We start from the raw sequence: 13589 nt of genomic DNA, 5'->3' as shown, positions 1-13589 counted from the left end.
ATATTTCGCATATTCATGCAGTGCTGGCGAGATATATCCGTAAAAAAAGCAGCCACTTAGGGCTGCTTAATAGAGTTACGAATAGGTGCCGGAGATCAATCGATCTGCTTAACCTCAACACGTAATTCTTTGGGAACTTCAAAAACGATACTTTCTTCACGGCCACGCAGTTCTATAGACCCACCCGCGCCGAGGGCTTGCAAGCGAGCAATCACTTGCTGCACCAGAATATCCGGTGCAGAGGCACCAGCAGTGACGCCAATGCACTCCGCATTTTCTAGCCATGACTCTTGGATATCAGCCGCAGAATCAATTAGATAAGCCGATGTCCCCATTCTCTGTGCAAGTTCAGCCAAGCGGTTCGAGTTGGATGAGTTTTTCGAGCCAACCACCAAGACAACATCAGCATCATTTGCCAAATTCCTTACCGCTTCTTGCCGGTTGGTTGTGGCATAGCAAATATCATCTTTACGTGGGCCGATAATCTTCGGGAACCGTTTGTGTAAAGCGTCAATCACTGCGGCAGTATCATCAACTGACAAAGTGGTCTGAGTCATAAAACAGAGATTATTCTCGTCTTTAACATTCAGTTTCCAAACATCATCAGGTGACTCGACCAAATACATACCCCCTTTGGGATTATTGTATTGCCCCATGGTGCCTTCCACTTCCGGATGGCCGGCATGGCCTATCAGGATGGCTTCTTTCCCTTTACGACTGGCACGAGCAACTTCCATATGGACTTTGGTAACCAATGGGCACGTGGCATCAAACAACATCGTCAACTCGCGCGCGCGGGCTTCTGCACGAACAGCTTGTGACACGCCATGGGCCGAGAAAATCAAAATGGAGCCATCCGGCACCTCAGAGATATCCTCGATAAAAATAGCGCCGCGTTCCCGCAGACTCTCAACCACATAGCGGTTGTGCACCACTTCATGGCGCACATAGATTGGCGCACCATACATCTCGATCGCGCGTTCAACAATACTGATAGCCCGATCAACTCCGGCACAAAAGCCGCGTGGATTAGCCAGCAATATCTGCATGCGGAGCCTCCTGTTGGGGGTCAATCTCCAGCACTTCAATATCAAAGCTGACGATATGCCCAGCCAACGGGTGATTAAAATCAACAGTAATGGACTCTTCTGCCACTTCGCGCACCACGCCCGGCATTTCACTGCCATCACGGGTGGTAAACAGCATAATCGTGCCCGCATCCGGTACACCGGTTTGAGCAAAATCGCGCTGAGTGAAGTACTGAATCAAATCAGGACTTTCCAAGCCAAATGCATCTTCAGGCTGCAAGGTAAAAGTGTGTTTATCACCCACTTTCAGGCCTATCAACTGTTGCTCCAGCGCATCGGAAAGGCTGTTATCACCTAACCGGAATAGCGCAGGTTTCCCATGAATATGGGTAGACTCAGCTGTTGAGCCATCCTCCAGTTTCAAAGTGAAATGCACCAATACAGCACTACTCTCTTGTACAAAATAGTCTTGTACTTGATGGCCTTGTACATGTTCTGACATATCACTCACCTTTATGCATTGCCGTTTTTTCAGCCGGACTTAAAAAGCCTTCAAATATCACCAGCGCAGCACCGATACAGATGGCTGTATCGGCGATGTTGAATGTCGGGAAATGCCAGTTGTTGACGTGAAAATCGATAAAGTCGATCACCGCGCCATGCACCATACGATCAAATAAGTTACCTAATGCCCCACCGATAATCAGAGCATAAGCGCAATTTAGCAGACGTTGCTTGGCAGTAGACCGATACATCAGCACCATCAATAGAACTGAAATACCGATAGCTATCCCTGCAAAGAACCAACGCTGCCAGCCACTTTTATCGGCAAGAAAGCTAAATGCCGCGCCAAAATTCTGCGCATAGGTCAGGTTGAAAAAAGGAATCAGTGGCACGGACTCGTACAGGGCAAAGTGGGCCATAACCCACTGTTTGCTCCCGAGATCCACAATCACCACCAGCACAGCCAGCCATAACCAGCGCAATCCGGTCGAACAAATAGGTTTACTCATCAGGCGTACTTACGCTCTTCACCGTCTCCGGCAACGTTAGTGACACAGCGGCCGCACAGTTCAGCATGTTCCGCTACCAAACCAATGTCTTGTGTGTAATGCCAGCAACGCGGACACTTCTCACCATCAGCTTTATTAAAGGTAATCTTCAGCCCAGAAATCAGCTCACTTTGCTGTGCGTCATCACCCGCGTCGGCATAATCTGCAACTTTCGCAGCTGACGTCAGCAATACAAAACGCAGCTCATCTTGCAGGCTATTTAGGCGAGCGGCCAGTTCAGGAGTAGCAAACAGAGTCACGGCTGCCTCCAGTGAACCACCAATACGCTTGTCGCTACGCGCTTGCTCTAAGACTTTGTTCACTTCGCCACGGACTTTCAACAGCTCGGCCCAGAAAGTATCGTTCATACTCTCATCGCCTGCCAACCCAAACAGACCGTCATACCACTCTTCAGTGAAGACATATTGCGGACGTTCGCCTGGCAGTTGATTCCAGATTTCGTCTGCGGTGAATGACATGATTGGTGCCATCCAGCGAACTAATGCTTCGGCAATATGGAACAATGCAGTTTGGCAGCTGCGGCGGGCTATGCTATCGCCTTTCGCGGTGTACTGGCGGTCTTTAATGATATCGAGGTAGAAAGACCCCATCTCAACCGAACAGAACTGCATCAAGCGCTGCACCACCAAGTGGAAATCGTAATTTTCGTACGCTTCCATAATCTCGGCTTGCGCGGCTTGAGCGCGGCCCACAGCCCAGCGGTCTACTACGACCATATTTTCTGGATCGACCTGATGCAATGCAGGATCGAAGCCATTAAGGTTAGCCAGCAAGAAGCGCGCAGTATTTCGGATACGGCGGTAAGAGTCAGCTGAGCGTTTCAGAATTTCGTCAGAAACAGCAATTTCGCCCGTGTAATCGGTAGATGCTACCCACAGACGCAAGATGTCGCCACCCAGTTTATTCATCACATCTTGCGGGCTGATGGTATTACCGATGGATTTGGACATTTTGCGCCCCTGACCATCAACGGTGAAACCATGAGTCAGCACCTGACGATAAGGCGCTTTGCCCTTCATCGCGGTAGAAATCATCAATGAAGACATAAACCAGCCGCGGTGTTGGTCAGAACCTTCCAGATACATATCCGGGCTATGACCACCAAATTCTGGGCGGACGTCGACCACCGACGAATGAGTTGAACCGGAGTCAAACCATACGTCCAGAGTGTCTGGCACTTTGACGTAATCAGCGGCATCAGCACCTAAAATTTCAGCAGGGTCCAGATCCCACCACGCCTGAATACCGTCTTGCTCGACACGTTTGGCAACTTCTTCCATCAACTCAGTGCTGCGCGGATGAAGCATTTCAGTCTCTTTATGGACAAACAGAGACATTGGCACACCCCAAGTACGTTGGCGTGAAATGCACCAGTCTGGGCGGTTTGCCACCATAGTCTCAATACGCGCCTGGCCCCAATCCGGGATCCACTGCACGCCTTTGATCTCTTCCAGAGACTGCTTACGCAGGCCTTTTTGATCCATACTAATGAACCATTGCGGCGTAGCACGGAAGATAATTGGTGTTTTGTGACGCCAACAGCATGGGTAGCTGTGGACCAGTTTTTCAACTTTCAGCAATGCGCCTTTTTCACGCAGTAGCTCAACAATCACATCGTTAGCTTTAAACACAAACATGCCGTCCAACGTTGGGTAAGTCCCCGTCAGATAGCAGCCGTTCGGGCCAACCGGATTGGCAACTTCCAAACCGTATTTTTGACCAATAACAAAGTCATCCGGGCCATGACCAGGTGCGGTATGAACCGCGCCGGTACCGGCATCCAGTGTAACGTGGTCACCTAAAATCGCCGGAACATCAAAGCCCATAAACGGATGGCTGAAACGCAACAGTTCGAGATCAGCACCTTTACAGTTGCCCAATATCGTCCATTCGGTAATACCGACGCGTTTCATCACGCTTTCGACCAAATCAGCGGCCAAAATCAAGCATTCACCTTCCACTTGCACCAGCTGATAAATGTATTCGGCATTCAGTGAAATGGCGCGGTTCGCCGGCAAGGTCCACGGAGTGGTCGTCCAGATAACCAGTGAAACCGGGCCATTAACCGCCGACACATCAAATTTAGCGGCAACGGCGGCCGTATCAACCGCGTTAAAACGCACATCAATAGAAGGTGAGGTTTTGTCATAATATTCGACTTCAGCTTCAGCCAATGATGAACCACAGTCCGTACACCAGTGCACTGGTTTCGCGCCTTTGTGCAGATGGCCGTTATCGATGATTTTGCTTAATGCACGAATGATATTGGCTTCAGTTTTGAAATCCATCGTCAGGTAAGGATGGTCCCAATCGCCCAAGACCCCCAGACGGATGAAATCTTTCTTCTGGCCTTCAACCTGCTCAGCAGCATATTTACGACAGGCAGCACGGAACTCCGCGGCACTGACTTTTTCGCCCGGCTTACCAATTAATTGTTCAACTTTTAGCTCGATCGGCAGACCGTGGCAATCCCAACCTGGTATATAAGGTGAGTCGTAGCCAGCCATTCCTTTCGATTTAACAATAATATCTTTGAGAATTTTGTTAACAGAGTGACCAATGTGAATGTTGCCGTTCGCATAAGGAGGGCCGTCGTGCAAAATAAAGGTCTTTTTACCCTTCTTGGCCGTACGAATAATCCCGTACAGATCCTGCTCATACCAACGTTTCAGCATGTCAGGTTCACGCTTAGCCAGATCGCCGCGCATCGGGAACCCTGTTTCAGGCAGATTCAGGGTATTCTTGTAGTCACTCATTAGATTCTCGGTTCCGTTTCGGCTAGAAATATTAAACCGGTGTCTTTAGCCCGAAAAATGTTCGGGCCGTCACCACATCATTGGCGATTTGCTGCTTCAAAGCATCGAGCGAAGCAAAACGCTGTTCATTGCGCAGTTTCGCGCGAAGCACCACATCAATATGGCGCCCATAAAGATCCATAGTTACATCAAGCAGATGAACCTCTAGCTGCTGGCGAATACCAGCAACGGTCGGCCGAGTGCCAATATTGGCAACCCCGGGCAATGGCTTTGGACTCAGGCCATAAACATCAACCGCATACACTCCTTTTACTGGAGCAACTAAACGTTTTAACGGCAAATTCGCCGTGGGGAAGCCTATCGTCCGCCCCAGTTCGTCACCGTGAACCACTCGGCCAGAAATACTATACGGGTGACCCAGCAGTGTTTCAGCCAACACCAAATCATCATCAGAAAGTACCTGACGAATCGCTGTGCTGCTAATGCGCAGACCACCATCACAAAAGCTGTCGGTGCTTATCACATCAAAACCAAATTCAGCACCCGCTTGCTGTAATAGCTGAAAATCCCCCTGACGCCCTGCGCCAAAGCGGAAATCATCGCCAACAGTTAAAAACTTAACACCCAACTTCTCTACCAGCAACTGAGCAACGAAAGCTTGCGCAGTCATCGCTGCAAAACGCGGATCAAATTTAATGCACAATAAATAGTCAACACCGGCGTCAGCCAAATATCTGGCTTTATCACGTAAACGTGTTAATCGAGCCGGTGCTTTATCCGCTGCAAACAATTCCAGTGGTTGCGGTTCAAATATCATTACCATAACGGGCAGCCCCAAACGCCGACCTTCGCGCTTTAGCTGCTCCAATAAGGCTTGATGTCCGCGATGGACACCATCAAAGTTACCGATAGTTAGCACGCAACCATGGTGGCGTGCCCGGATATTATGTATACCGCGAATTAGCTCCATAGCTGGCTCAAAACAGTGGAAATCGCCGGATTATACCTTGTACAGCGGTTAAGGTTAACCCGCGATTGGTACCTTTAGCTGAAAGTCATACCATTTTACCAAAATTGCGCAGGTAAAATCCCTTTTACTGACTTTATCCTGTAGAATACGCACGCCGTCGAATACAGAAGCAGGCTGAGATTTTTACAAGAACCACCGTCGAATCCCTTCGAGGCAGTGAACTGTGGAATTTTCTTTCGAAAGACTGTATTCCGCAGCGCGAAGCTGGTAAAATCCCGCTCCATCACAACGTAGCAAGTGCCGCCCGTACAAACGGCGCTTATTTGCACAAATCCATTGACAAACGAAGGCTAAAAGGGCATATTCCTCGGCCTTTGAATTGTCCTCAATAGAATATATTTGGGAGTTGGACCTTGGCTAATATCAAATCAGCTAAGAAACGCGCCGTACAGTCTGAGAAACGCCGCAAGCATAACGCTAGCCGTCGCTCAATGGTGCGTACCTTCATTAAGAAGGTGTATGCGGCAATCGCAGCTGGCGATAAAGACGCAGCGCAAAAAGCATTTAATGAGATGCAACCAATTGTGGATCGTCAGTCCTGTAAAGGTCTGATCCACAAAAATAAAGCAGCACGCCATAAGTCAAATTTGGTCGCGCAAATCAACGCAATGCAGTAATTGCATTACGTTGGCTGCTTAGTAAAAAGACCGGCCTAGGCCGGTTTTTTTATATCTAAAATTTGGCTGGCTCATCAAATCGCAAAATTCATCTCGGCCATGGATAGTTGATGGCGGTGCCATTTACGGCTCGAATCAATTTGTCTAACCGCTAAAAAGCGCAGAAAAATCTTTGTTACATACCCGCTGCACCGCTGGATGTTGAATCATACGCTCGGCAAAAATAACGTAATACTCTTCCTGCACATTATCTAAACGGCCAATTTCGACAATTTCATCATCTTTCGCATAGGTATCTGCGGCATACAGTGTCGGTGCTACAAAAATGGCGTTGTTATAGATAGCAAACGCTTTCATTAACGCCGCATCATCAAATTCACCGAGGATTTCCACCTGTAACCCTTTGCTGTTAATCCAATTTAATAATTTGCGCCCCAACATTGAACGGCGACCAGGGACTAACAACCGCTTTTGTTGCAAACAAGCGGGGAAAGGCAAGTCCGGGACAGGCTGGCGACAATAAAAGCTGACACTGCATTCGCCGAGCTTTACAGAAAACAGCCCTTCTTGCTGACTGGAATCAACCGGACAATCAGACAGAATCATATCCAGCTTATGCTGGCTCAACTGCTCCAGTAGCATTTCATGGGTCGATTCAAAACAGCGTAAATGGATTTTTTCATGATCCACTACGGCAGTTTCCAGCACCTGACTCACTAAGCGCTTGGATAATGCATCAGCGACGCCGACATCAAATAGCAAGTTAGATTCTTTGCGATAGTTAACAATATCCAGCATTTCATGACTGAGCATGAACATCTTATCGGCATAGCGAAAGACCAATTGCCCTAACTCTGATGGCACCAGCCCACGCCCCTGGCGTTTAAATAATTTCCCGCCCAGACGTTCTTCTAATGCTTTAATTTGCCCGGTAATGGTTTGCGGCGTCAAAAATAAAGCTTCAGCAGCCCCCACGACGGAGCCTTCTTTACAAACCTGCCAAAAATAATAAAGATGATTGAAATTGATATGTGATATTCGCATGTTGTTATCTCCTTAACATATCGTCGAGCCAGATATGCCCGTCATACTTCAAGCTACATGTGCGTTAGCGGCACTCTCTCACCCAACTCATTGACCACTGCCAACTCGTCGGGATTTATTCGTTTGCCGCCTTTCTGCAACTCGAATTATTTAGGGTGTATATGGCCCCATGCACGACTAAACGTTCCTTGTTCTGAGACTTCACAAATGGTAAGCCTAGAAATCCATCAGGTAGAATGCCAGCACCTTTGCGAACGGTGCTGGCCATTCAAATATTAATCAATGAGTTACTTTTCTCTTCGCCGGTAAGGCCATGCGCAATAAGCTGTAGCCAACAATGGCTGCGGTCGTGGAGCCCAGCAATATGCCCAATTTTGAGTAGGTTGTCAGAGCAATATCTGCGCCGTCAAATGCCAGTGAAGCGATAAATATCGACATCGTGAAACCAATGCCGCACAACACGGACACAGCAAAAATCTGCTTAAAGTTGATTGCATCTGGCAGTTTAGCAACCCCTAACTTAACCGCTAGCCAACTAAACAGGAAAATGCCGAGTGGTTTACCAATAAACAGGCCGCTCGCAATCCCCAGAGGCAGTAACGATGTCAATCCAGAGAGTGAAACGCCTTGCAACGATACCCCCGCATTAGCAAATGCGAAGAGTGGCAGAATCAAGTAGGCAACCCATGGATGCAAACCATGTTCCAGTGATTCTGATGGCGACCGTTTATCTTTAGTGTGAAGCGGAATCATAAAGCCGACAATGACACCCGCTAAGGTCGCATGCACCCCAGATTTAAGAATACAGACCCACAGTACCAACCCGACCAACAGATAGGCCGATGTTTTCCCTACCCCACGCCAGTTCATATAGCCCAATAATGCAATGGCCGCGGCCGCGATCCCCAAGGCCGGCAAGGAAACCTCATGGGTATAAAACAGCGCAATAATAATGATGACACCCAAGTCATCAATGATCGCCAGTGCCAGCAAAAACACTTTCAGACTGGTTGGAACCCGGTTTCCCAGTAATGCCATCACACCCAATGCAAAGGCAATGTCCGTTGCCGCTGGAATTGCCCAACCTTGACGGGTAACTTCATCGGCCCCATTAAAGAGTAAATAAATCAAGGCCGGAGCCAACATACCGCCGAGGGCAGCAATCGCCGGGAAAACAGCTTTATCACGCCCAGCTAGTGAGCCTTCCATTAATTCGCGCTTAACTTCCAAGCCGACGACCAGGAAGAATATCGCCATTAGACCATCATTGATCCACAACAACAGCGGCTTACTGATGTCCAGTGACGCTATTTTTACAGATACCGGCACATCAAGAAAAGATTGATAAAACCCTTGTAGCGGGGTGTTAGCCATAAATAAGGCCACGATGGCGGCAAAGATTAAAATCAGCCCACCCGCAGCCTCTTGGCGCAAAAATTGACGAATCATGTTTGTCACAATGAATAACTCCTTACATCGGACAGTGAGCTTGTGCTCGGTAAATCAATTCATAAATTTTAGGACAACCATTAACTCGAGAAAAGTCGTTTTTATAGCAAGAAATGCTCGGAAAAACCGATTCATTGATAATCTACATCACATATTGCTATATCTGATGATGAAAAAAATCCCCGATGTTTATCGAGGATTTTAATTTTCATCTGTTTTATTAGCTGGTTAACAGCTAAACAGTGACTAGCGGGTTAGATCATCAAAGAATTTTTTCACGCCGTCTAGAAAGCTTTTAGAACGGGGGCTGTTTTTCTCACCCGCCGCGCCAACAAAACTTTCTTCCAGTTCGCGCAGTAATTGCTTCTGTTTTTCACTCAAGTGGACCGGCGTCTCGACGACAACACGGCACAGCAGGTCGCCCTGGCTACCACCACGAACAGATTTAACCCCTTTACCACGCATACGGAACAATTTGCCGGTTTGTGTTTCCGCTGGCACTTTCAACTTAACGCGGCCATCCAGTGTCGGTACTTCAATCTCGCCGCCCAAGGCTGCCATTGCAAAGTTAATTGGCACTTCACAATACAGATTGTTGCCTTCACGCTCAAAGATTGGATGCGCTTTAACCTGGACTTGAACATATAAATCACCCGCAGGTGCGCCATGTTCACCAGCTTCACCTTCACCACTTAAACGGATGCGGTCACCGGTATCAACACCCGCCGGAATTTTAACCGACAGAGTTTTTGATTTCTCAACACGACCATGCCCATGACATTTATTGCACGGGTCTTTAATAATTTGACCGCTGCCATGACAGGTAGGACATGCCTGCTGTACGGTGAAGAATCCTTGGCGCATATGTACCTGACCTGCCCCACGGCAAGTCGAACAAGTCACCGGAGAACTGCCGGGTTTAGCACCGCTACCGTGGCAAACATCACATTCATTTAGCGTCGGAATACGGATTTCTTTGGTCACACCCCGGACAGCTTCTTCCAGCGTCAGATCCATGTTGTAGCGCAGATCTGAACCCCGGGAGGCCCTTTGACGACGGCCACCACCAAAGATATCACCGAAAACATCACCAAAAATATCGCTAAAGTCTGCACCACCGCCACCAAAACCGCCGCCGCCCATGCCACCTTGTTCAAAGGCTGCATGACCATATTGATCATATGCTGCGCGTTTTTGTGGGTCGGTCAGAATTTCGTAAGCTTCCTTAACTTCTTTGAAATTTTCACCGGTATCGTTCTCGTCCTGATTACGGTCCGGGTGATACTTTACTGCCAGGCGTTTATAGGCCTTTTTGATTTCACGTTCATCGGCGCCCTTACTGACACCTAAAACCTCGTAATAATCTCTCTTCGCCATTCTCTTTTTTTCCTACCCTTAACATGCGTGCACGGGCGTAGAGTTTCCTCGACGCCCGTGCTGGTTTCCAGCAACAGTAAGGCCTACTACTGCTGTGCCCGCTTAAGGGCGATTATTTTTTGTCTTTCACTTCTTCGAATTCGGCGTCTACGACGTCGTCTTCTTTCTTGGCACTGGTATCACCAGCATCACCGCCTGCGGCAGCTTGCTGCTGTTGAGCCATTTCCAGCAACTTGCCAGAAACCTGCACCAGAGCCTGAGTTTTCGCTTCAATTTCAGCTTTATCTTCGCTTTTCAGCGCAGCTTCAAGTGCTTTCACTGCATCTTCGATTGTAGCTTTGTCTTCAGCTGGCAGTTTATCACCTGCTTCTTCCAACTGTTTACGAGTCCCGTGAATCAGATGGTCAGCTTGGTTACGAGTCTGAACCAGCTCTTCAAACTTACGGTCTGCTTCAGCGTTTGCTTCAGCATCGCGTACCATTTTCTGGATCTCTTCCTCGTTCAAACCAGAAGATGCTTTGATGGTGATCTTCTGCTCACGACCTGTATTTTTGTCTTTAGCAGACACATGCAAAATACCATCGGCGTCAATATCAAAGGTCACTTCGATTTGCGCCATGCCGCGAGGTGCCGCCTGGATACCGTCCAGATTGAACTGACCCAGAGACTTGTTATCCTGAGCACGTTTACGTTCACCCTGAAGCACATGGATGGTTACCGCAGACTGGTTGTCTTCCGCAGTAGAGAACACCTGGCTGTGCTTAGTTGGGATAGTGGTGTTTTTGGTGATAAGCGGAGTCATCACACCACCCATGGTTTCAATACCCAGTGACAGTGGAGTGACGTCCAACAGCAGAACGTCTTTCACTTCACCAGACAGAACACCACCCTGCACTGCCGCACCAATCGCTACAGCTTCATCTGGGTTAACGTCTTTACGTGGTTCTTTACCGAAGAAATCAGCAACTTTCTTCTGAACCATTGGCATACGAGTCTGACCACCCACCAAGATTACGTCCTGGATATCGGAAACAGACAGGCCAGCGTCCTGCAGAGCCACTTTCAGTGGTTCAATAGAACGGTTTACCAAATCTTCTACCAGTGACTCCAATTTTGCGCGAGTCACTTTGATGTTCATGTGTTTTGGACCGCTACCATCAGCTGTGATGTACGGCAAGTTAACATCAGTCTGCTGAGCAGAAGACAGCTCGATTTTAGCTTTTTCAGCGGCTTCTTTCAGACGCTGCATTGCCAGTGGATCAGTACGCAGATCCATACCCTGGTCTTTCTTGAACTCTTCAACCAGATAGTTGATCAGGCGGCTATCGAAGTCTTCACCACCCAAGTGGGTATCACCGTTGGTCGCCAGAACTTCAAAGGTTTTTTCGCCATCAACTTCGTCGATTTCGATAATTGAGATATCGAAAGTACCACCACCGAGGTCATAAACCGCGATAGTACGGTTACCGACTTCTTTATCCAAACCGTAAGCCAATGCTGCTGCGGTTGGTTCGTTGATGATACGTTTTACTTCCAGACCTGCGATACGGCCAGCATCTTTAGTTGCCTGACGCTGAGCATCGTTGAAGTATGCAGGTACAGTAATAACCGCTTCAGTTACTGGCTCACCCAGATAATCTTCAGCCGTTTTCTTCATTTTCTTCAGCACTTCAGCAGAGATCTGCGGCGGTGCAATTTTCTGGCCTTTAACTTCTAACCAAGCGTCACCATTGTCTGCTGCAACAATTTTGTACGGCATGATGTCTTTATCACGCTGTGCTTCTTCGTCCTGAAAACGACGACCAATCAAACGCTTGATGGCAAACAGTGTATTTTGTGGGTTAGTGACAGCCTGACGCTTAGCCGGTTGACCAACCAGAGTTTCACCATCTTGGGTATACGCGATGATAGAAGGCGTTGTGCGATCGCCTTCGCTGTTTTCCAGCACACGTGCTTTAGTACCATCCATAATTGCTACACAAGAGTTGGTAGTACCCAAGTCGATACCAATAATTTTACCCATCTAAAACGCCTCCACTAAAAAGTCATATTCGGTCAAGTTACTAATCTATATGTGGGCGAATTGTTTAATTTCAACTGCCCGTATTTTCATAATCAATGTTTTCATACCCAGCATTCTACTGACGCATGCTTCCGCTGATTCGTGATTAGTCCCTGCGGTTGGGAATAAGATGGGGCCAGGAAACGCAGCATCAAGGGGGCAGATGAAAAAAAAATACTTTTTATCACCCTCGAGATCATTGTTTCCAATCGCGTGGATCATTATGATGCCGCGCGCACTGAGGGAATAGACGACATTTTAGTCATTCAGGCGCTTTATACTTATTCGGATAATTATCCTTTTTTATTAGCATTCTGTTACTCGCAGAGGACTTATGAACACCACCAAGTTGGCGAATCCTGGCCCATTAGGCCTGATGGGCTTTGGGATGACCACCGTCTTGCTTAACCTGCACAACGCAGGTTTCTTTCCCCTGACCTCTGTAATTTTGAGCATGGGGATTTTTTACGGCGGTTTAGCACAAATTCTGGCGGGTATGCTGGAATATAAGAAGGGCAATACTTTTGCTGCCACTGCATTTACCTCATATGGTGCATTTTGGCTGAGTCTGGTCGGCTTGCTGATGTTACCGAAAATGGGTATGGCAGAGGCAACTGATGCACAATTCCTTGGCGTTTATCTCGGCTTATGGGGAATTTTCACACTGTTTATGTTCTTCGGCACCCTGCCTGCCAACCGTGCTTTGCAGTTTGTTTTCGGTAGCCTGACGCTACTGTTTGCATTGCTGGCGATTGGTAACTTTACCGGTAACCATTCACTGCTAGTTTTCGCTGGTTTCGAAGGCATCATCTGTGGTGCTAGCGCAATTTACCTGGCGATGGCGGAAGTATTGAACGAACAATATGGCCGTACAGTGCTACCAATTGGTGAGCCAAGCCCGCGTTTACAGGCGCAAGCTGTCGCTTAATTACAGAATACTTAAGCAGGTTATATTTAATAGCACTCTGAATATGAATATTCAGAGTGCTTTTTTATGCCTAATTATCACTTATGGAAATAGATTATTTGATAAAAATTAACTTTATAAAATAATTAAAAAGAATAATAAAAATAGATAAAGCCAACAAAAAAAACATAATATAAAATCACAAATCAGTAGGGAGCATAGAATAATAAAACTAAAAAAACGTAA

At 47.6% G+C, this 13589-nt stretch carries 11 protein-coding genes; 2 read left to right on the top strand and 9 right to left on the bottom strand.

Features of this window, described 5'->3' with window-relative positions; genetic code table 11:
• Window positions 1–95: 95 nt before the first annotated feature.
• Genes ispH through ribF form a run of 5 tightly spaced genes read right to left on the bottom strand, consistent with a single transcriptional unit; the run spans window position 96 to window position 5827 of the window.
• On the bottom strand, window positions 96–1049 hold the full coding sequence (gene ispH / locus F0T03_RS03645; RefSeq protein WP_145556784.1) for a 4-hydroxy-3-methylbut-2-enyl diphosphate reductase: 954 nt from the start codon (window positions 1047–1049) through the stop codon (window positions 96–98).
• A complete protein-coding gene (fkpB, locus tag F0T03_RS03640) occupies window positions 1030–1530 on the bottom strand; it encodes an FKBP-type peptidyl-prolyl cis-trans isomerase (RefSeq protein WP_145556783.1) in 501 nt (166 codons plus the stop codon). Before fkpB ends, ispH begins: the two co-directional genes overlap by 20 nt.
• Before the next feature lies 1 nt (window position 1531).
• Window positions 1532–2041 carry a signal peptidase II gene (gene lspA / locus F0T03_RS03635; RefSeq protein ID WP_145556782.1) on the bottom strand — a complete coding sequence of 170 codons (510 nt, stop codon included), beginning with the start codon at window positions 2039–2041 and terminating at the stop codon, window positions 1532–1534.
• Window positions 2041–4857: an isoleucine--tRNA ligase gene (ileS, locus tag F0T03_RS03630; protein WP_159677247.1), complete on the bottom strand. Its 2817-nt coding sequence runs from the start codon at window positions 4855–4857 to the stop codon at window positions 2041–2043. Before ileS ends, lspA begins: the two co-directional genes overlap by 1 nt.
• 31 nt (window positions 4858–4888) lie before the next feature.
• Complete coding sequence (gene ribF, locus F0T03_RS03625) at window positions 4889–5827, bottom strand: bifunctional riboflavin kinase/FAD synthetase (protein ID WP_159677246.1); 939 nt, start codon at window positions 5825–5827, stop codon at window positions 4889–4891.
• Window positions 5828–6240: 413 nt separating this feature from the next.
• Here ribF and rpsT point away from each other — a divergent pair, with 413 nt between their 5' ends.
• Complete coding sequence (gene rpsT / locus F0T03_RS03610; RefSeq protein ID WP_002220715.1) at window positions 6241–6504, top strand: 30S ribosomal protein S20; 264 nt, start codon at window positions 6241–6243, stop codon at window positions 6502–6504.
• A 144-nt stretch (window positions 6505–6648) separates the two neighbouring features.
• On the opposite strand, the gene nhaR is transcribed toward rpsT, so the two are convergent.
• From nhaR to dnaK, 4 genes are all read right to left on the bottom strand, one after another.
• Window positions 6649–7548 (bottom strand): transcriptional activator NhaR, encoded by a 900-nt coding sequence (gene nhaR / locus F0T03_RS03605; RefSeq protein WP_145556779.1) that lies wholly within the window; start codon window positions 7546–7548, stop codon window positions 6649–6651.
• A gap of 279 nt (window positions 7549–7827) precedes the next feature.
• Window positions 7828–9006, bottom strand: a complete 1179-nt coding sequence (gene nhaA / locus F0T03_RS03600) for a Na+/H+ antiporter NhaA (RefSeq protein ID WP_159677245.1) — start codon at window positions 9004–9006, stop codon at window positions 7828–7830.
• Between the two features lie 237 nt (window positions 9007–9243).
• A complete protein-coding gene (gene dnaJ / locus F0T03_RS03595) occupies window positions 9244–10374 on the bottom strand; it encodes a molecular chaperone DnaJ (RefSeq protein WP_145556775.1) in 1131 nt (376 codons plus the stop codon).
• A 112-nt stretch (window positions 10375–10486) separates the two neighbouring features.
• Window positions 10487–12397 (bottom strand): molecular chaperone DnaK, encoded by a 1911-nt coding sequence (dnaK, locus tag F0T03_RS03590; protein WP_145556773.1) that lies wholly within the window; start codon window positions 12395–12397, stop codon window positions 10487–10489.
• A gap of 373 nt (window positions 12398–12770) precedes the next feature.
• On the opposite strand from dnaK, the gene satP reads away from it, so the two are divergent.
• Window positions 12771–13364, top strand: a complete 594-nt coding sequence (gene satP, locus F0T03_RS03585; protein ID WP_159677244.1) for an acetate uptake transporter — start codon at window positions 12771–12773, stop codon at window positions 13362–13364.
• Window positions 13365–13589: the final 225 nt, after the last annotated feature.

Source organism: Yersinia canariae (genome assembly GCF_009831415.1).
Taxonomy (GTDB): domain Bacteria; phylum Pseudomonadota; class Gammaproteobacteria; order Enterobacterales; family Enterobacteriaceae; genus Yersinia; species Yersinia canariae.
Note: the sequence above shows the minus strand (reverse complement) of the source record. Positions and strands in the feature narration are given on the sequence as shown.